Origin of the sequence: Salinicola sp. JS01 (genome assembly GCF_030284585.1) — a bacterium.
Lineage (GTDB): Bacteria > Pseudomonadota > Gammaproteobacteria > Pseudomonadales > Halomonadaceae > Salinicola.
The window spans coordinates 355,113-372,976 of record NZ_CP127244.1 but is presented as its reverse complement, the minus strand read 5'-3'; the positions used below and the strand labels follow the sequence as shown (position 1 = coordinate 372,976).

The following is a 17,864-nucleotide window of genomic DNA, read 5'->3' as shown; positions in this document are numbered from 1 at the left end:
CACCACCATTGTTCGCCATCGATCACCACTGGATAAGGCAAGATTCCTAGCCAAAATGATCATTTCCAAGGATAGGCGCCTGACTTTAGTCTGATCCCAGCCCCCTACGACGCGAGAGCCATGCGCATGGTGACGCCCACGCCCGTTCCCACCTATCAGCTCTATGGCGAGACCCGCCACTGGCCCACCCCGGACCTGCTCCACTGCGAGACCATCGCCGAACGCAGCCGGCTCTACGCCTGGCATATCCGAGCGCACCGCCATGCCGACCTGATGCACCTGCTGCTGCTACGCGAAGGCCAGGTCGAACTACGGCTGGGCGATCTGGAGACCGCCATCGATACGCCGGCCATGATCTGCGTGCCGGCCACCGTGATTCATGGCTTTCGCTTCTCGCCCCAGACCCAGGGGCATATCGTCACCCTGGCGCAGCCGCTGGTGGCAGATCTCCACGCGCGCCTGCCCCAGGCCGAAGTGCTCGACGCCGCCATGCACTATCCGCTGGCAGCGCAGCCGGAGGCGGCGCCGCTGGCACAGCTGATCGCGCTGCTGGACGGCGAGTATCGGCGCGCACCGGGCGGCGCGCAGGAGGATCGCGAGGCGATGCTGACGACGCTGATCGACGCGGTGACGCTACAGCTATGGCGCCGCGCGAGACGCCGCCAGCGCCTGCCCAGATCGGGTCAGGCGCGCGGCGAACGCCATCTCGAGCGCTATCGGCAGTTGATCGAAACCCGCTTCGCCGAACAGCCCCCGATTCCCGACCTGGCGGCCGAGCTGGGTATTGGCGACGCCCATCTCAACGCGCTCTGCCGGCGGCTCACCGGTCACAGTGCGCTGCAGCTGCTGCACGCGCGGCTGCTGCTGGAGGCCAAGCGTCAGCTCACCTATACCCAGCAGAGCATCGCCCAGGTCGGCGAGCGGCTGGGCTTCGCCGAACCCACCTATTTCACCCGCTTCTTCAAGCGCGGCACCGGCATGACGCCGCGCGCCTTTCGTCAGCGCGGCGCCGGGCTGAACGCTTAGTCTCGACCAGTGGCCCGCGTATCACCGTGCGCAGCGAGCCCTGCCCTCGAATGGCGCAGGCATGAACCAGAACGGGGCATGAACCCTCTCTGACACCCAGTCGGGGCCGCCTCACCGCGGGCCAATCCTGCAGATGGCATGCTTTCTCGACCCGTCAGCGCTCGAAAACCGACAATCGCGCGGCGTCTTTTGGCATTCGGCGGAGAGTGGAACGCGCCTTGCTACAGGGTAGAGGTAGAGGGGAAATCCCCCTGGTTCAGGCCAACGTCATGCGGAGAACGCCATGGAAACCTCGGATTACCCACTGAGCGAAGTGCCCCCCAGCGAACGCAAGGGGCTGCTCTCCACCTCGGCCGTGCTACTCGGCTTCACCTTCTTCACCGCGACCATGTGGGCGGGCGGCTCCCTCGGCAGCGCCTTCTCGTTCGGCCAGCTGCTATGGGTGATCCTCATCGGCAACCTGCTGCTGGGCGCCTACGCGGCGGCCCTGGCCTATATCGCTTGCAAGAGCGGCCTCAACTCGGTGCTGATGGGGCGCTTCTGCTTCGGCGAGGTGGGCAGCAAGCTCTCCGACGCCCTCCTCGGCTTCACCCAGATCGGCTGGTACGCCTGGGGTACCGCTACCATCGCCGTGGTGCTGGTCAAGACGCTGGGCCTGTCGGCGGCGCTCGAGACGCCGCTGATGGTGCTGTTCGGCCTGGCCTTCTGCATCACCGCGATGATCGGCTTTCGCGGGCTCGACCTGCTGTCCCGGGTCGCCGTGCCGGCGATGCTGCTGTTCATCCTGATCAGCCTCTACACCGGTATGGTGGACGTGGGCGGGCTCTCCGGCCTGGCGGGCCAGACGCCCAGCGAACACATGAGCGTCGCCGCGGCCATCACCGTGGTGATCGGCACCTTCATCAGCGGCGGCACCCAGGCCACCAACTGGAGCCGTTTCGCGCGTACCCCTAGGATCGCCGTGATCGCGACGCTCGGCGCCTTCTTCATCGGCAATGGCCTGATGGTGCTGACCGGGGCGCTGGGCGCGATGATCTACCAGCAGGCGGATATCGTCGATGTGCTGCTGGCCCAGGGCTTCGTGACGCTGGCCGTGCTGATGCTGTTCCTCAACATCTGGACCACCCAGGACAACACCATCTACAACTTCGCCGTGGCCGGCTGCAACCTGCTGCGTACCGACAAGCGCCGCGTGGTCACCGTAGCCGGCGCCGCCATCGGCACCGTGCTGGCCGTGGGCGGCATGTACGATCTGCTGATTCCGTTTCTGGTGCTGCTCGGCACCTTCATCCCGCCGATCGGCGGCGTGATCATGGCGGACTTCTGGCTCAAGCATAAGGGCCGCTACCCGGCGCTGGCCGAGGTGCGCCTGCCCGCCTTCAACGGGACCGGACTGGCCGCCTACGTGATCGCCTCGGCAGCGGCTTACCTCTCCCCTGTGCTACCGCCGCTGGTGGGTGTCATCGTGGCGGCGGCGAGCTACGCCGTGCTGTTGAAACTGCCCCGCGTCGCCCCGCTGCCGGGCGCGGCCAGGGAGTGACCTGGCGCTCATCCGCACCCAGATGCCGCAGGAGGCCAGGCAGACAACATGACCGGGCGGCGGGGATGCCGCCCGGGGCTCAGAAATCGAAGAACACCGTCTCATCCTCGCCCTGCAGGCGGATATCGAAGCGGTAGCAGGTACGTCTCTCGCGCGTCTCCCGGGTCGCGATCAGGGTCTGGCGCCGGGTCGGCGATTCGATCGCGTTGAGGATCGGGCAGGCGGCGTTGGCGTCCGTCTCGTCGTCGAAGTAGAGCCGGGTCTGGAGCTGGATGTTGATGCCGCGGGCGAAGATCGCCAGGTTGACGTGCGGTGCCATGCGCCGCCCGTCCGCCAGCGCCACCGCGCCGGGCTTGATGGTCGTGAAGCGCCACTCGCCGTCGTTGTGCGCGGTGGCGGCACTGCGCCCGAAACTGTTGAAGGGTGCGGCGAGATCGAACTGGCACTGATATTCACCGTCGGCATCGGCCTGCCAGGCTTCGAGCAGCGCATCGCGCACGGTGTCACCATTACCGTCGATGACCCGGCCGACGAGCTCGATGGGCTCGCCCTGGGCGGCGTCGCCGGCGAGCTGCGGGCCGATCTCCTCATCGCGCGGCGGCAGGCCGGCGAGTTCCAGGGCCAGGCCGATATGCACGTAGGGGCCAGCGGTCTGCGAGGCGGTCTCCTTGAGCAGCGTGTCGGCGAGCGGGCGCGAGTTGGGCTGATGCATGACGGTCTCCTTACCCCTGATTCTCGAAATAGGTCTGCACCGCGCCGCGCACCACCAGATCGAAGCGGTAGGCGAGGCAGTCCATGCTGCGGCTGCGCGCCATGTCGAGGCGCCCGGTCATGGTGGCGACCGCTTCCGGATCGCGCAGGGTGTTGACGATCGGACATAGCGGAATCAGCGGATCGCCCTCGAAGTACATCTGCGTAATCAGCCGAGTGGAGATCGAGGGCCCCATCACCGAGACGTGGATATGCGCCGGGCGCCAGCTGTTGACGTCGTTGGGCCAGGGATAGGGGCCGGGCTTGATGGTGCGGAAACGGTACCAGCCCTCGGCGTCGGTCAGGCAGCGGCCGACACCGCCGAAGTTGGGGTCGAGCGGGGCCAGATAGCGATCCTTCTGATGGCGGTAGCGGCCGCCGGCATTGGCCTGCCACATCTCCACCAGGGTCTGCGGCACCGGCTTGCCGAACTGATCCACCACGCGGCCGAACAGCAGGATACGCTCACCGATCGGCAAGCCCGCCGCGCCGCCCAGGGCTGGGTCTTCACGAAAGTTGAGCAGCAGATCGTTGTCGTGGGGACCCAGGCGCAGGCGGGTGAACTCGGGGCCGGCGAGTTCCGAGCGCGTCGGCGCGACCAGGCTGACCAGCGCCTGACGCGGCGAGCGTGCCACGCTGGTCTTGTAGCCCGGGGCGTAGGCCGGGGGGTGCCACTCGCGGTCGCGGGGCACGAAGCGCGTGTCGTCGTTGTAGGGCATGGGGCCTCTCCAGCTCGTCTATGGCTCCATTCTCCCCCACCGCCGCCACCTGCCAAGTGAAAGCCTCGCGCCTGGGCATAACCGGGGGGCTATATCGGTCTAAGGTCGAAGATCGGTCAAAGCTCGAAGTTCGCTCAAAGATCGAACGGCACCTGGCCATCGACGCTCACTCAAGCCTCGTCGACGTCAGCGCCGCTCACCTCATCAGCGATCTCTCGCAGGCACGCCTGCAGCCGCTCGGCGCCGGCGCTCAACGGCAGCGACAGATTGGTACACAGCCCGAGCGCCCCGCCGTGAGCTTCCAGCGCCACCGGCAAGCGTGCCAGCACGCCGGCGGCGAGATCCTCGCGCACGGCGTCCAGTGGAGCCACCCACACCGCTTCGGTGGCCAGCACGTAGCGCCGGCTGAGTGACAGCGAGAGCGTCTCCAGCGCGATCGGCGGGCACCAGCCGCCCTGCTCGACCCAGAAGCGCTCGACCTGCTCGCGCAGCGCGGTGGCCGCGGGCGGAATCACCCAGGCGGCCGCGGCCAGCGCCGCGGCATCGGCATCCCCCGCCGCCAGCGCATGGCCGGCGCGGGCGACCAGCACCAGCGGCTCGTGGTAGAGCGGCTCGAAGTGCAGCCCGCGAATCTCGCGCGCCTCACTCATCCGTCCCACCACCATCTCCAGCTCGCCGAGCCCCAGCCGCGAGAGCAGATAGGCGCTGGAACCGGTGGTCACCTGCACCCGTACCCCGGGTAGCGTCTGGGCCAGCCGCACCAGCGCGCGCGGCAGCAGCCCCTGCTCGACGCTGGAAAGCGCACCGAGACGCACCACCGCCTGGGCGCTGGTCTGGTGCACCGCGCGAAAGCCGGCATCCAGGCTGCGCAGCGCCGGGCCGGCGTGGCGCAGCAGCGTCGCGCCCGCCGCGGTCAGCGTGACCCCCGAAGGGCTGCGCTCGAAAAGCGTCGCGCCGACGATCTCCTCGAGTTCGCGGATGGTCTTCGACATCGCCGGCTGGGTGATCGAGAGGGTCTGCGCCGCCCGCGCCATGCTGTTGAGCCGGGCCACCTCCTGGAAGGCCATCAGATGGCGCAGCTTGACTCGGGCATTGAGCATCACGGCACTCCTGAGGCGAGTTTCACGCAGGCCACAGCGGGCCCGGATGGCGATCGACCCCGATGAGAGCCCAGTCGCGCGGGGGCGTCAACCGCCCCAGCCGTGCTGCTTGGCCAGGGCGAAGGCGTGGTTGGCCGCCGGCACTCCGGCGTAGACCGCCACGTGCATCAATACCTGGCGCAGCTCGGCTTCGCTCAGGCCGATCCGTCTGGCGGTCTTGAGATGCAGCGTCAGCTCCTCGCGCCCCAGCGCGGCGAGAATCGCGGTGGTGATCATGCTGCGCTCGCGATGGTCGAGATCCGGGTCGCTCCACAGCTCGCCCCAGGCCAGCCGGGTGATCATCTGCTGGAACGGCCGGTCCAGCGAGGACGCTTGCTGGGTGGCACGGGCGACATGGTCGGCGCCGAGCACCGCTCGGCGGGTTTCCATTCCGGTGGCAAGATCGACGCCCTGCTCCCTGGAGGCGGCCGGTGACAGCCGTGCCAGCAGCAGTTCCACCAGGCGTGCCGGGGCTTCCAGCGACGGCACGTGGCCCACGCCATCGAAGATCGTCGGTGCCTCGGCACCACACTCATCGGCCAGCGCGGCGAGGGTCGCCGGCGGCGTGGCGCCGTCTTCGCTGCCGCCGATCAGCGTGAGCGGCACCGCTTGCGTCGCCGCGCCGGCATTGGCGCCCAGCCGCCCGACGAAGGTGTGGCGGCCGAGCATCTCGCACAGCAGCGCGTAGGACTCGGCCTCGTTGCGCGCCATCGCCAGCCGCCAGCCGGCGGCCAGGGCGGGGTCGGCCTCGACGCTCGCCGGCGCGAACCAGCGCGGGACGATCTCCGCGCTCATCGCAGCCAGCCCCTCACTGCGTACCCGCTCGGCACGGGTCTGCCACATCTCGGCACTGCCGATCACCGCGCCGGTATTGGTCAGTGTCGCCGAGTAGAGCCGCTCGGGATGCGCGCTCAGCAGTTGCTGGCCGATCACGCCGCCGATCGAGGTGCCGGCGAAATGGAAACGCTCGGCCCCGGCGAGATCGGCCAGGGCGAGAGCCTCGGCGGCCAGCGCCGCCGGGGTGATCTCGCCGCGCGCACGGTCCCAGCCGGCGCTGGCGCCGTGGCCCGGCAGGTCCCAGGTGAGCACGCGAAAGCGTCGAGTCAGTGGTGTGACGACGCTGTCCCACACCGCCTGGCTCATCCCCAGCGGATGGGCTAGCAGCAGCAGCGGCTGAGTGTCGCCGCCGAGCAGACGATAGGCGACGGTGCGGCCGTCGAGTGTGACGAAAGGCATGACCAGGCTCCTTGGTTAGATTGCGCGGGTCAGAGGGTGTTTACAAAATGCCTGCGCTTGACAATACGGCGTTGAAATCGACCTCAAAATACTCATTTACCCCCATGTAAACTCCGCTTTTTCGTTCGATTTCGCCTTGTCTTGTCTTCGCTCGTCGAATTTGTAAACACCCTCGCAGGTGGCGTAAAAGCCTAGGCGAAAGCCGCCAGGGCGACGAAAGTCCCCGCAATGGCAACACCCGAGATCACCAGCCAGATCAACAGATAGCCCATGATGTCGCGGGCCGACAGGCCGGCCACCCCGAGCAGCGGCAGCGCCCAGAACGGCTGAATCTGGTTGGTCCAGCCATCGCCCCAGGTGAACGCCATGATGGTGCGCGCAGGGTCGGCGCCGAGGGCGTAGGCCGCCTTCATCATGATCGGCCCCTGGATCGCCCACTGGCCACCCCCGGAGGGGATGAAGAAGTTGACCGCCCCGGCGGAGAGAAAGGTCCACAACGGGAAGGTCTCGCGGGAGGCCACCGAGATGATCGCTTCGGAGAACTGGGTGACCAGATCGGCGTGGGTCATCATCCCGGCGATGCCGGCGTAGAGCGGGAACTGCACGATGATCCCGCGGGCGGCGCCCACCGCCTTCTCTACCGCGCCCAGATAGGCCGCCGCACTGCGGTGCAACAGCAGCCCCAGGGTGAAGAAGATCAGGATGACCGTATTGAGATTGATGCTGAAGTCACCCTTGGCCACCTCACCGAGCAGATAGGCGGCGGCGAGCAGTCCCAGGAACAGCGTCGGCAACCGGCTGTGTTCGAGCCAGTCGGAGAAACTGCCGGCGCCGCGCTGCGCCGATGTGTCCGCCGCGAGGTCGTCGGCCGCCTCCAGGCGCACGATCTGCTCGGGCTGTTTCTGCAGCATGAAGAAGGCCACCAGCAGCGCCAGCAGGGCCAGAGTCAGGGCGATGTTCCAGCTGGCGTAGAGGGTCTCGGAGACCGGTACGATGCCGATCGCATCCTCCATGAAGTGGCCCGGCGTGGCGATCACCAGCGGGATCGAGGTCGAGGGCCCACGCACCAGCTCACCCCCGTAGGCGGCGGCCACGATCAGCGGAAAGTGCACCGCCACCCGGCGTCCCATCTCGCGCGCCAGGATCGCCCCGGCGACCATGCCGAAGCCCCAGTTGAGGTAGTAGCAGACGAAGCTCACCACGATGGTGATCGCCAGCGCCTGACGCGGGGTCGAGGCCTGCCGGGTCAGCGCCCCGAGGAGCCGCTGCATCACCGGCGTCAGCGCCAGCACATAGCCGGTCAGCAGCACCAGCACCATCTGCATGCCGAACTTGAACAGCGAAGAGAAACCCTCGCCCCAGTACTGCGCCATGTCCAGCGGGGTGCGCTCACCCAGCACGATACCGAGGACGAAGACGATGGCGGTGAGAATCACCGCCAGCACGAAGGCGCTGGGCAGATAGCGCTGCACCAGCCGCACGGAGAATTGCGTCACCGCTTGCATCGAGGTTCCCTCTAGCGATTTGTCGTTATGAATTGCTGCCGGCGGGCGTCACACCCGCTCGATCACCGTGGCGATGCCCTGGCCCACGCCGATGCACATGGTGCACAGCGCGAAGCGCTTGTGGCTGCGCGCCAGCTCGTAGGCCGCCGAGCTGATGATGCGCGCCCCCGACATGCCCAGCGGATGGCCCAGGGCGATGGCACCGCCGTTGGGGTTGAGCCGGGGGTCGTCGTCGGCCACACCGAGTTCGCGGGCACACGCCAGCACCTGGGCGGCGAAAGCTTCGTTGAGTTCGAGCACGTCCATCTGGTCGAGGCTCATGCCCAGCTTGTCTAGCAGCTTGCGCGTGGCCGGCACCGGGCCGATACCCATGATGCGCGGTTCGACCCCGGCAGTGGCCATGCCGTGAATGCGCGCGATGGGTTCGAGCCCGAAGCGCGTGAGCGCCGCTTCGCTCGCCACCAGCATCGCCGCCGCGCCGTCGTTGACCCCGGAGGCGTTGCCGGCGGTGACACTGCCATTCTCGCGGAACGGCGTGGGCAGCTTGGCCAGCGCCTCCAGCGTGGTTTCCGGGCGCGGATGCTCGTCGCGATCGAAGATCAGCGGCGCCTGCTTGCGCCGCGCAATCTCGATCGGCACGATCCCCTCGCCCAGCCGCCCGGCCTCCTGTGCCGCCTGGGTCAGCTGCTGCGAGCGATAGGCGTAGCGATCCTGGTCCTGGCGCGAGATCTTGAACTGCTCGGCGACGTTCTCGGCAGTCTCGGGCATCGAGTCGACCCCGTAGCGCTTCTCCATCAGCGGATTGACGAAGCGCCAGCCGATGGTGGTGTCCTCCATCTGCTGGTTGCGCGCATAGGGCGAGCCGGCCTTGCCGATCACGTAGGGCGCGCGCGACATCGACTCGACGCCGCCGGTGAGGATCAGCTCGGCCTCGCCGGCGCGGATCGCCCTCGCCGCGGTGCCGATGGCATCCATGCTCGAGCCGCACAGGCGGTTGATGGTGGAACCCGGCACGCTGGTGGGCAGCCCCGCCAGCAGCGCCGCCATGCGCGCCACGCTGCGGTTGTCCTCGCCGGCCTGGTTGGCGCAGCCCATGATCACGTCATCGATCGCCGCCGGGTCGAGCTGTGGATGCTGCGCCAGCACCGCCTCGAACAGCCGCGCCGCCAGATCGTCGGGGCGCACGCTGGCCAGCGCGCCACCGAAACGGCCCACCGCGGAGCGCAGCGGCCGGCACAGATAGACGTCGTTCATGCGTTCTCTCCCGTCTCGTTGCCGGCATGGTGGCGTGCGGTGCGCGCCTTGAGCTCGCGCAGCACCTCCAGCTCCCTGGCGCCGGGTTCGGGGGTGGTCTCGAGCCGCTCGGCGAAGCGGATCGCCCAGCCGGTGGCCTCGCGCACCTGTTCGGCGGTCACCCCCGGATGCAGCGAGACCACCACCAGCTCCTTGGTCTCGGGGTCGGGTTTCATCACGCACAGGTCGGTGATCACCCGGGTCGGGCCGCGGCCGATGTGGGGCACGCCGTCGCGGGCGGTGCCGTCGCGGCCGAAGCCGACCGTGGTGACGAAGTCCACCGCCTCGACGAAGGTGCGTTTGGAGTGCTTGACGGTGATGAACACCTCACCGGCGTTGGTGGCGATCTCGGGGGCGCCACCGCCGCCCGGCAGCCGCACCTTGGGCTCGCGGTAGTCACCGATCAGCGTGGTATTGAGATTGCAGTAGCGGTCGATCTGCGCGGTGCCCAGAAAGCCGACGTCGACATGCCCGCCCTGCAGCCAGTAGCGGAACATCTCCGGCACCGAGACGGTGCTCAGCGCGGTCTCGCACAGCTCGCCGTCGCCGATCGACAGCGGCAGCACATTGGGTTTGGTCTGCAGGGTGCCGGACTCATAGATCAGCACCACGTCCGGGGCATGGGTCAGGCGTGCCAGGTTGGCCGCCTCGGAGGGCAGGCCGATCCCGACGAAACAGGTGGTGCCGTTCTCCAGCGCCCGGGCGGCGGTGACGGTCATCATTTCCGCAGCGGTGTAGTCGAGGCTCATCAGGCGGCTCCTCCGGCGTGGTAGACATGTTCCTCGAGCCAGGCGGCAAAGGTCTCGCGGTCGCGGGCGATCGCATCCCAGGCCTTGTAGAAGGCGTTGTCCCGCGGGTAGTAACCGTGGGCGTAGGAGGGGTAAGCGCCCTGCTCGGCCACGGCGATGGCATCGATCGCCCAAGCGGGAATGACGCAGGCGTTGGGCCCCGCCGCCAGCTCGTCGACCACCTCCTCGACGGTGACGATGCTGTGGCGCGCCGCCAGCACCACCTCCTTCTGCACGCCGATGATTCCCTCCACCAGCACGTTGCCGGCGCGGTCCGCCTTCTGCGCATGGACGATACCCACGTCCGGGCGCACCGCCGGCACCGCGGCCAGGCGCTCGCCGGTGAACGGGCACTCGATGAACTTGATCTGCGGATTGACCTTGGGCAGATCGCTGCCCACGTAGCCGCGCAGTACCGCCAGCGGCAGACCGGCGGCGCCGGCCTCGAAGGCGCAGGCCATGGCGGCGTGGCTGTGCTCGAAGATCTCCAGCGGCCGCGGATACCCCTTCTCCACGGCGTCGCGCAGGCGGTGTAGCGAGCCCACGCCGGGGTTGCCGCCCCAGGAGAAGATCAGGCGGCGGGCGCAGCCGGCGCCGATCATCTGATCGAATATCAGATCCGGGGTCATACGGATCAGGGTCAGCTCGCGCCGCCCCTGGCGAATGATCTCGTGCCCGGCGGCAAACGGAATGAGGTGGGTGAACCCTTCCATGGCGAGGGTTGCCCCATCCTCGACGTAACGCGCCACGGCGTCGTGGAGCGAGAGGAATTCGGCCATCGTGCGCGACTCCCTGTTAGGTGGTGGGCTATTGGGTGATGGGCTGTCATATGACGGGAAACCGGCGACCGCCAGCGCGGCCGCTGGGGTCTCGATCTTCCCGGTGCCATCATCATTTGTTCGCTTTGCGAACACTAGTTTGCATCACGAACACGCTACCGCCACCATCGCCCGCGGTCAATCGCACAACGCGACGAGGCCTCCGTGGAGGCCTCGTCGAGATTGCTGCCGAATCGCTGAAGTGCGTCGGTGATGTCTTGTAGAACAAAACGTTAGGAGGGATCGAGACGCGCCAGCACGCGCGTGACCTGCGCCTCGCTACTACCAATGTATAAGTCGATCGCCAGCGCCGACCGTAGCGCCGCGGGGTCGATCGTCGCCGCCTCTACCGCCGCCGCCACCTCGGGCTGTGCCAGCACCACCTCGGCATAGTCACGCTGCTCGCGGCGCGCCGTCTCGCCGGCCTCGCGGGCGATCCGCTGCGCCGCCGCGCTGGGTAGCGCTTCCGCCAGCAGGCGCGCCGCCGGTTCCGCCAGCACCGCCCCGCCGCTCAGGCGCAGGTTGCGCGCCATCGCCTCGACGTGGACCTCCAGCCCCGCCAGCAGCGGCACCAGTGACCCCAGCGCGCCCTCCACCAGCAGCACGCCATCCAGCAGTGGCGCCCACTCCGCGTGCCACTCGCCGAGGCCGCGCTCCAGCGGCTGGGCCCCGGCGTTGATCACGGTGGCGTGGGCCGCGTGCACCTGGCGCGCGGCGGCGCGGATACGCGCGCAGGCAACCGGGTTGCGCTTGTGCGGCATCGACGACGAGCCGCCCACCCCTTCGGCGGCCGGCTCGCTGAGCTCGGCGACCTCGCTCTGGCACAGCAGGGCGATATCCAGCGCCACCTTCTCCGCCGCCACCGCGGCGGCGTCGAGCGCCCCCATCAGCGCCAGCAGCGGCTGGCGGTCGGTGTGCCACGGCAGCAGCGGCGCCGCCAGCCCGAGCCGCGCGGCGAGCCCGGCCATGATCTCGAGCCCCTGGGCATCGAGGCCCGAATGCACCCCCACCGCACCGCCGAACTGCACGTAGAGCCCGCCATCTATCACCGCCGCCAGACGCGCGTCGGCGCTCTCAAGCCCCCAGGCCCACTGTGCCACTTTGGCACCGAAGGTGATCGGCAGCGCCTGCTGCATCAGGGTGCGTCCGATCATCGGCGTCGCGCGGTGGTCGCGCATCAGCGCGCAGGCGGCACGTCGCGTGCGTGCCAGGTGCTCGCGGATGGCTACCAGCCGCGGGCGCAGCAGCAGCATCAGCGCCGAGTCGACGATATCCTGGCTGGTGGCGCCACGGTGGAAATGGCGCCGCAGCGACTCCGGCAGCCACGCCTTGGCCTGCTTGACGAAGGGAATGGCGGCATTGCCGCCGTTCTCGACCTCGGCGGCCAGCGCCGCCAGGTCGAACGCCTCCAGCGGCAGCGCCGCGGTGAGCGCAGCCGCCGTGCCCGCCGGCAGCACGCCGCAGGCCTCCTGCTCCGCCGCCAGCGCCAGCTCCACCTCGCGCATCGCCGCGACGACCTCCCTGGCCTCGAGGGCGGCGAGGCCGGCGGCACTCATGAAAGGGTGGCGAAACAGGGTGTCGTACATGGAGGGATCTCCCGGCGCGCATCGCGTGGCGAACGAATGTTCGTGATACGCACCCATGCTAGGTCGACGCGCGATGCCAGGGCAAGCGCGGCGGTCATGGTGTATCCGATCCCGCCTCCGTTGTAATCGCCAGCCCCCGAATGAACCGAGCCAAGCGTTCGATGGCCGGCTCGGCACGGACGATACCGAGATGACCGACCCCATCCAGAATCTCCACCGCAACGCCGAACGGGTCAGCGACGACCTTCCCGTAGGCGTCAGGGCGCATGCTCTCGTCCTCTGCGCCCACCAGCAGCAGCGCCGGCACCTCGATGGCCGCCAGATCGCGGCGCCAGTCGCGTGGCGCCATCGCCTGCTGCATGCGATAGGAATACGCGGGGGTCGAGTACTCGTCGCGGTGCGACTCGGGAATATTGAAGCGCACGACCTTGCAGCCGGCGGCGGAGTCGACCCCGAAGCGACTAAGGATCTCTATCAGCACGATTCGACCGACATTCGCCTGGGCCCAGCCACCGGAGCCGGCGCGCGAGGTCGGCGCCGCATGGCCGAGATACGGCGCCAGCAGGACATAGCCGTCGATGAGATCGGCGAAACGCCCGCCGGCCATGCGTACCGCCAGCCCCCCACCGGAGGAGTGACCGATCAGCACGACCCGGTCGATCGGCCACTGCCCACGCAGGTGCTCGATCAGATCGACCAGATCACGCTGCGGCTGCTCGACATCGTCGACATCGCCACGGCGGATCGGCGCGCGCCCGTGCCCGCGGATATCGGGCGTCACGACCTGCGCCACGCCCTGTTCGGCCAAATCGCGGGCCATTGGTGCCAGGTACCGGCTGTCGGCGCCGGAGCCGTGCAGCACAATGGCGAGCGTCCGGGCGGCATCGGCGGGATACGCGCGATAAGCGAGTTCGCTACCGTCGCGAGCAGTGAAGTGCGAGATTGGCGCCGGCGCCAGGTCATGCGCCAGGCCGGCGTAATCGAGCCCGCCGTCGATCACACGTGCCGGCCAAGACCAAAGCCAGGCCACCCCAGCAGCGGCCGCGAGCGAGACGACAACACCACAGACGATGGTGGCGGGCGTATTCATGCGCTCTCCCAAGTTCATTGGCGCCGATACCGCCGCCTAAGCGCCGGATCAGCGATATTTCTACTGGTGGCGTCATGGTGACAGTACCGCCACCGCGGCTCACTCCATGTGGCTGCCCAGCAGCTGCTGATGATAGTGCCGGTAGAGCGCCGGCGTCTGAGCGTCGACCTCGGCCGCCCGCGCCGGTTCGCCCCAGAACAGCTTGAAGGCGTCGACGCCCTGGTACACGAACAGGCTGACACCGCTGATCACCGCAGCGCCGGCGGCCTCGGCCTGGGCGATGAACTCGGTGCGCGCGGGCACGTAGACGGCATCGAAGATCCACTGATCGGCGCGGATCAGCGCCCCGGGCAGCGGGCAGCCGGGGCTCTTCTCGTGGCCGATCGGGGTGCAGTTGACCAGCCCGTCGCACTCGCCGGCCAGCGCAGCGAGGGCCTCGGGCGCCACCGCGCGTGCCGCGAATCCGGCGGCTGTGAGCTGCGCCGCCAGGGTGTCGGCCTTGGCACGGTCGAGATCCAGCAGCAGAATCTCCTCGGCGCCGAGCTGCCCCAGGCCGAAGGCCACCGCCTTGCCCACGCCACCGCTGCCGAGCATCAGCACCCGCCCAGGTGCGCGCGCGCCCAGGGTGGCGCGATAGCCGGCCACGAAGCCGGTGAAGTCGGTATTCTCGGCGTGGACCCCGGTGGCGCCAAAGATCAGGGTGTTGGCGGCCCTCACCAGCCGGGCGCCGTCACCGGCGCTATCGGCCAGCGTCAGCGCCTGCTCCTTGTAGGGATAGGTGACATTGACCCCGCGCAGGCCCTGAGCACGCAGCTCGGCCACCTGTGCCGGGATCGAGACCGGCGGCGCGATCAACGCATCGAACAGCGTGTAGTCGACCGACATGCCGAGCAGCCGGCCGAGACGCCGGTGCAGGTCGGGCGCGCTGGAGTGTTGGATCGCCTGGCCGATCAAGCCTAACTGCATGTAAGAGTCTCCTTCGCCGAGAAGTGGTAGACGAAGGATCATGATAACCCGGCCACCCGAAAGCCGCGGCTTTCAGGCATAATCGCCCCCCGGCGGGTCCACCGAGCACCGCACTCGCTTCGTACAACCCCTAACGAACCACCGTACGCTGACACACCCAAGACAATATCCAAAAGGCTTCTTCCATGCTCAAGCACACCCTCACGGCGCTGGCCCTGGCCACTGGACTGACGGCAACCTCGCTGGCCGCGGCGGACTACCCCGAGCACAACATCCAGGGCATCATCCAGTGGGGCGCCGGCGGCGCCACGGACAACGTGGCCCGCAGCCTGACCCCGCACGTGGAAGAGGTGCTGGGCACCAAGATCATCCTCAACAACCGCCCCGGCGGTACCGGCGTGATCGGCATGAACGAGGTGATGCACAAACGCCCCGACGGCTACACCGTGCTCTACGGCGCCGAGAACCCGCAGCTCTATCCGATCATGGGCCTGGCCGACTTCACCTACGCCGACATGCAGCCGATCAACGTCATCGCCCAGGGCCTGGTGGTGATCGCGGCTCCCGCCGACAGCCCGTTCGACAGTTTCCAGGACCTGCTCGACTACGCCCATCAGCATCCGGACGAGCTGCGCATGGGTGACACCGGAGCCGGCGGCCTGCCCAGCACGCTGCTGGCGATGATCAATGCGGTCGACAGCCTCGAGGTGCGCAGCGTCACCTTCGGCGGCGACGGCCCCGGCATCACCGCCATGCTCGGCGATCATATCGACTTCATGCCGCTGAGCCTCGCTGCGGCCAAGGAGCAGATCAAGGCCGGCCGGCTCAAGGGGCTGGCGGTGTTCACCCGCGAGCCGGTCGAGAGCCTGCCTAACATCCCGCCGATCACCCAGGCGCTGCCCGACATCGCCTCCTATCTGCCGTGGGGGCCGTTCTGGGCGGTGGCGGTGCGCAAGGATACGCCCGACGCGATCGTCGATACCCTGAGCGACGCCTACGCCAAGGGGGTGGCCAACGAGCAGTTCCAGCGCTTCCTCTCCGACAACAGCGCCAAGTCGCTCAACCTGCGCGGTGAAGAGGCCGAGCAGTTCCTGAAACGCTGGCAGTCGGTGACCGCCTGGGCGCTGGAGAAGGCCGGCTCGGCCAAGGTCTCGCCGGAGAGCGTGGGCATTCCCAAGCCCTGACACGCCGCGCGTTTCCATGCACCACGCGCGCCGCGCCGTCCGGTCCGCCACCGGCACGGCGCGGCCTCCCGTTGATCCCCGGCGGCGCCAGGCGCCGCCGCCCCGGAGTGTCGCATGTCTCATCCCCCTTCACTGAAGGCCGGCGAGCGCGCCTTCAACCTGTTGCTGCTACTGCTCAGTGGCGGCGTGTTCTACGAGGCCTACCGCATCTCGGGCTTCGAGCTGCCCAACTCGGCGGGCGCCTTTCCGCTGCTGCTGGGGGCGATCATGATCGTCACCATGCTCTCGATACTGCTCGGCCAGCGCCACCACTCGCGCCCCGCGGCCGGCGGTGCCTTCGGCGAGCTGCGTCAGTTCCTCGCCACCCACTTCCCGCTGCCGGTGGTGCTGTTCTCGCTGCTCGCCGTGGGCTATCTGCTGGCGCTGCCGGCGCTGGGCTTCATCACCGCCACGGCGCTGTTCCTGCTCATCGCCCAGCTCTGCCTGCGGCGCGGCCACTGGATTAGCGCCGTGCTCGTCACCGTGCTGATCACCGCGGTGATCTATGCGCTGTTCACATTGCTATTCCAGGTCTATCTCCCCTGAGCCGCCAGCGTTTCGCCAACGAGGTTTCCCATGGGTGACACCCTCTCCTTCTTCCTGATGTCGTGGCTCGACCCGTCGCTGCTGATGCTGACCGCGGCGGGCACCCTGGCCGGTATCTACGTCGGCGCCATTCCCGGTCTCTCGGTCACCATGGCGACGTCGATTTTGATCTCCTTCACCTTTTCCTGGGACGTCAACGACGCCCTGGCGCTGATCGTCGGCATCTACACCGGCGGCGTCTACGGCGGTTCGCGTACCGCAATTCTGCTCAACATTCCCGGGGCGCCCTCGTCGGTGGCCACCGCCTTCGACGGCTACCCGCTGGCCCAGCAGGGCGAAGCCGGGCGCGCCATCGGCCTGAGCACGGTGATGTCGGTGATCGGCGGGTTGCTCGGCACCCTGGTGCTGGCCAGCGTCGCCCCCTTTCTCGCCGACATGGCCCTCGAGTTCGCCCCGCGCGACTACTTCCTGATCGCTGCGTTGGGCCTGCTGCTGGTCGGCAGCCTGGCAGCCGAATCGCTCTCCCGCGGGATCTTCGCCGCCGCCCTGGGCGCGGTGATCGGCCTGGTCGGGCTCGACCCGGTGACCGCCGACCCGCGCTTCACCCTGGGCAGCATGCAGCTGATGGGCGGTATCCACTACGTGGTGGTGATGATCGGCATGTTCGGGGTCGCCGAGGCGTTCTTCCAGCTGCACCAGCTCGACGCCACGCCGGTGCGCCAGAAGGTGGACAAGATCCTGCCGTCGCTGAGTCTGGTGCTGAAGTTTCTGCCGCTGTCGATCCGCACCTCGCTGATCGGGGTGATCGTCGGCGCCCTGCCCGGCACCGGCGGCGATATCGCCTCGCTGTTCGCCTACGACCACGCCAAGCGCACGGTGAAGAAGCCGAGCAAGCCGTTCGGCGAGGGTGCCTACGAGGGACTGGTGGCCCCGGAGACCGCCAACAATGCCGCCGTGGGCGGGGCCTATGTCCCCATGCTGACGCTGGGCATGCCCGGCGACGCGGTGACCGCCATCATCATCGGGGCGCTGACCATCCACGGTCTCAACCCCGGCCCGATGCTGATGATCGAGACGCCTTACATCTTCTGGTTCACCGTGGGCAATCTGGTGCTGGCCAATCTGTTCCTGCTGCTGTTCGGGCTCACCGGCATCAAGCTCTTCGCCAAGGTGGTGGAGCTGCCCAAGGCGATCCTGATCCCGCTGATCCTGGTGCTCTGCGTGGTCGGCACCTACTCGCTCAACGGCAGCATGACCGAGGTCTACTGGATGCTCGGCTTCGGCCTGCTGGGCTACTTCATGAAGGTGTACCGCTTCCAGATGGGGCCGGTGATCCTGGGCGTGATCCTGGGTCCGCTGATGGACACCTCCTATCGCCAGGCGATGGCCTCGGTGGGCAACAACAGCGCCGCCTTCGTCAGCGGGCTGTTCACCCACCCGCTGTCACTGGTGCTGACCCTGGCGGTGCTCTTTCTGCTGCTCGGCCACTCGCCGCTCAAGCGTTTGCTGCGCCGAGAGAAGACCGCCTGACGAGACGCGACAGGTTAGAGGAGAAAGGTGTCAGCGTGCTGAACGGATGTTCGCCAACCGAACCTTGCGTAAGATGGGGTCGTGGACACCGCCTCGCGAATAAAGGAAG

At 68.2% G+C, this 17,864-nt stretch carries 16 protein-coding genes; 5 read left to right on the top strand and 11 right to left on the bottom strand.

The features are described from left to right. Positions 1 to 126 precede the first annotated feature (126 nt). Together QO259_RS01885 and codB are read left to right on the top strand one after the other, a co-directional pair. Positions 127 to 1,026, top strand: a complete 900-nt coding sequence (locus tag QO259_RS01885) for a helix-turn-helix domain-containing protein (RefSeq protein ID WP_285951595.1) — start codon at positions 127 to 129, stop codon at positions 1,024 to 1,026. A gap of 283 nt (positions 1,027 to 1,309) precedes the next feature. Beyond that, on the top strand, positions 1,310 to 2,566 hold the full coding sequence (gene codB, locus QO259_RS01880) for a cytosine permease (RefSeq protein ID WP_285951594.1): 1,257 nt from the start codon (positions 1,310 to 1,312) through the stop codon (positions 2,564 to 2,566). A 79-nt stretch (positions 2,567 to 2,645) separates the two neighbouring features. On the opposite strand, the gene pcaG is transcribed toward codB, so the two are convergent. The 11 genes from pcaG to QO259_RS01825 all read right to left on the bottom strand — a co-directional run bounded on the left by pcaG (position 2,646) and on the right by QO259_RS01825 (position 14,456). Further along, positions 2,646 to 3,278, bottom strand: coding sequence for a protocatechuate 3,4-dioxygenase subunit alpha (pcaG, locus tag QO259_RS01875; protein WP_285951593.1), 633 nt, complete (start codon positions 3,276 to 3,278; stop codon positions 2,646 to 2,648). Between the two features lie 10 nt (positions 3,279 to 3,288). Beyond that, on the bottom strand, positions 3,289 to 4,035 hold the full coding sequence (gene pcaH / locus QO259_RS01870; RefSeq protein ID WP_285951592.1) for a protocatechuate 3,4-dioxygenase subunit beta: 747 nt from the start codon (positions 4,033 to 4,035) through the stop codon (positions 3,289 to 3,291). 170 nt (positions 4,036 to 4,205) lie between these two features. Next, a complete protein-coding gene (gene pcaQ, locus QO259_RS01865) occupies positions 4,206 to 5,135 on the bottom strand; it encodes a pca operon transcription factor PcaQ (RefSeq protein ID WP_285951591.1) in 930 nt (309 codons plus the stop codon). Between the two features lie 87 nt (positions 5,136 to 5,222). After that, entirely contained in the window at positions 5,223 to 6,410 is a 1,188-nt protein-coding gene (locus QO259_RS01860; protein ID WP_285951590.1) for an alpha/beta fold hydrolase, read from the bottom strand. A gap of 191 nt (positions 6,411 to 6,601) precedes the next feature. After that, on the bottom strand, positions 6,602 to 7,915 hold the full coding sequence (locus QO259_RS01855; RefSeq protein WP_285951589.1) for a short-chain fatty acid transporter: 1,314 nt from the start codon (positions 7,913 to 7,915) through the stop codon (positions 6,602 to 6,604). A 48-nt stretch (positions 7,916 to 7,963) separates the two neighbouring features. Then, complete coding sequence (gene pcaF, locus QO259_RS01850) at positions 7,964 to 9,169, bottom strand: 3-oxoadipyl-CoA thiolase (protein WP_285951588.1); 1,206 nt, start codon at positions 9,167 to 9,169, stop codon at positions 7,964 to 7,966. Beyond that, a complete protein-coding gene (locus QO259_RS01845) occupies positions 9,166 to 9,957 on the bottom strand; it encodes a CoA-transferase subunit beta (protein WP_285951587.1) in 792 nt (263 codons plus the stop codon). Before QO259_RS01845 ends, pcaF begins: the two co-directional genes overlap by 4 nt. Then, complete coding sequence (locus QO259_RS01840) at positions 9,957 to 10,775, bottom strand: CoA transferase subunit A (RefSeq protein ID WP_285951586.1); 819 nt, start codon at positions 10,773 to 10,775, stop codon at positions 9,957 to 9,959. The genes QO259_RS01845 and QO259_RS01840 overlap by 1 nt, the downstream gene beginning before the upstream one ends. A 272-nt stretch (positions 10,776 to 11,047) precedes the next feature. Continuing rightward, positions 11,048 to 12,400 carry a lyase family protein gene (locus QO259_RS01835; RefSeq protein ID WP_285951585.1) on the bottom strand — a complete coding sequence of 451 codons (1,353 nt, stop codon included), beginning with the start codon at positions 12,398 to 12,400 and terminating at the stop codon, positions 11,048 to 11,050. 94 nt (positions 12,401 to 12,494) lie between these two features. Beyond that, complete coding sequence (locus QO259_RS01830; RefSeq protein WP_285951584.1) at positions 12,495 to 13,490, bottom strand: alpha/beta hydrolase; 996 nt, start codon at positions 13,488 to 13,490, stop codon at positions 12,495 to 12,497. A gap of 99 nt (positions 13,491 to 13,589) precedes the next feature. After that, positions 13,590 to 14,456 (bottom strand): shikimate dehydrogenase family protein, encoded by an 867-nt coding sequence (locus tag QO259_RS01825; protein ID WP_285951583.1) that lies wholly within the window; start codon positions 14,454 to 14,456, stop codon positions 13,590 to 13,592. Positions 14,457 to 14,641: 185 nt separating this feature from the next. Here QO259_RS01825 and QO259_RS01820 point away from each other — a divergent pair, with 185 nt between their 5' ends. From QO259_RS01820 to QO259_RS01810, 3 genes are all read left to right on the top strand, one after another. Then, positions 14,642 to 15,640: a tripartite tricarboxylate transporter substrate binding protein gene (locus QO259_RS01820; RefSeq protein WP_285951582.1), complete on the top strand. Its 999-nt coding sequence runs from the start codon at positions 14,642 to 14,644 to the stop codon at positions 15,638 to 15,640. 114 nt (positions 15,641 to 15,754) lie between these two features. Continuing rightward, the gene (locus QO259_RS01815) at positions 15,755 to 16,225 is read left to right on the top strand and encodes a tripartite tricarboxylate transporter TctB family protein (protein WP_285951581.1); all 471 of its coding nucleotides are present in this window, start codon (positions 15,755 to 15,757) and stop codon (positions 16,223 to 16,225) included. Positions 16,226 to 16,255: 30 nt separating this feature from the next. Continuing rightward, positions 16,256 to 17,755 carry a tripartite tricarboxylate transporter permease gene (locus tag QO259_RS01810; RefSeq protein ID WP_285951580.1) on the top strand — a complete coding sequence of 500 codons (1,500 nt, stop codon included), beginning with the start codon at positions 16,256 to 16,258 and terminating at the stop codon, positions 17,753 to 17,755. Positions 17,756 to 17,864 lie beyond the last annotated feature (109 nt).

Bases quoted from the DNA above. Each gene is read 5' to 3' on its own strand.
- QO259_RS01885 (WP_285951595.1), top strand. From the start codon at position 127: ATGGTGACGCCCACGCCCGTTCCCACCTATCAGCTCTATGGCGAGACC.
- codB (WP_285951594.1), top strand. From the start codon at position 1,310: ATGGAAACCTCGGATTACCCACTGAGCGAAGTGCCCCCCAGCGAACGC.
- pcaG (WP_285951593.1), bottom strand. From the start codon at position 3,278: ATGCATCAGCCCAACTCGCGCCCGCTCGCCGACACGCTGCTCAAGGAG.
- pcaH (WP_285951592.1), bottom strand. From the start codon at position 4,035: ATGCCCTACAACGACGACACGCGCTTCGTGCCCCGCGACCGCGAGTGG.
- pcaQ (WP_285951591.1), bottom strand. From the start codon at position 5,135: ATGCTCAATGCCCGAGTCAAGCTGCGCCATCTGATGGCCTTCCAGGAG.
- QO259_RS01860 (WP_285951590.1), bottom strand. From the start codon at position 6,410: ATGCCTTTCGTCACACTCGACGGCCGCACCGTCGCCTATCGTCTGCTC.
- QO259_RS01855 (WP_285951589.1), bottom strand. From the start codon at position 7,915: ATGCAAGCGGTGACGCAATTCTCCGTGCGGCTGGTGCAGCGCTATCTG.
- pcaF (WP_285951588.1), bottom strand. From the start codon at position 9,169: ATGAACGACGTCTATCTGTGCCGGCCGCTGCGCTCCGCGGTGGGCCGT.
- QO259_RS01845 (WP_285951587.1), bottom strand. From the start codon at position 9,957: ATGAGCCTCGACTACACCGCTGCGGAAATGATGACCGTCACCGCCGCC.
- QO259_RS01840 (WP_285951586.1), bottom strand. From the start codon at position 10,775: ATGGCCGAATTCCTCTCGCTCCACGACGCCGTGGCGCGTTACGTCGAG.
- QO259_RS01835 (WP_285951585.1), bottom strand. From the start codon at position 12,400: ATGTACGACACCCTGTTTCGCCACCCTTTCATGAGTGCCGCCGGCCTC.
- QO259_RS01830 (WP_285951584.1), bottom strand. From the start codon at position 13,490: ATGAATACGCCCGCCACCATCGTCTGTGGTGTTGTCGTCTCGCTCGCG.
- QO259_RS01825 (WP_285951583.1), bottom strand. From the start codon at position 14,456: ATGCAGTTAGGCTTGATCGGCCAGGCGATCCAACACTCCAGCGCGCCC.
- QO259_RS01820 (WP_285951582.1), top strand. From the start codon at position 14,642: ATGCTCAAGCACACCCTCACGGCGCTGGCCCTGGCCACTGGACTGACG.
- QO259_RS01815 (WP_285951581.1), top strand. From the start codon at position 15,755: ATGTCTCATCCCCCTTCACTGAAGGCCGGCGAGCGCGCCTTCAACCTG.
- QO259_RS01810 (WP_285951580.1), top strand. From the start codon at position 16,256: ATGGGTGACACCCTCTCCTTCTTCCTGATGTCGTGGCTCGACCCGTCG.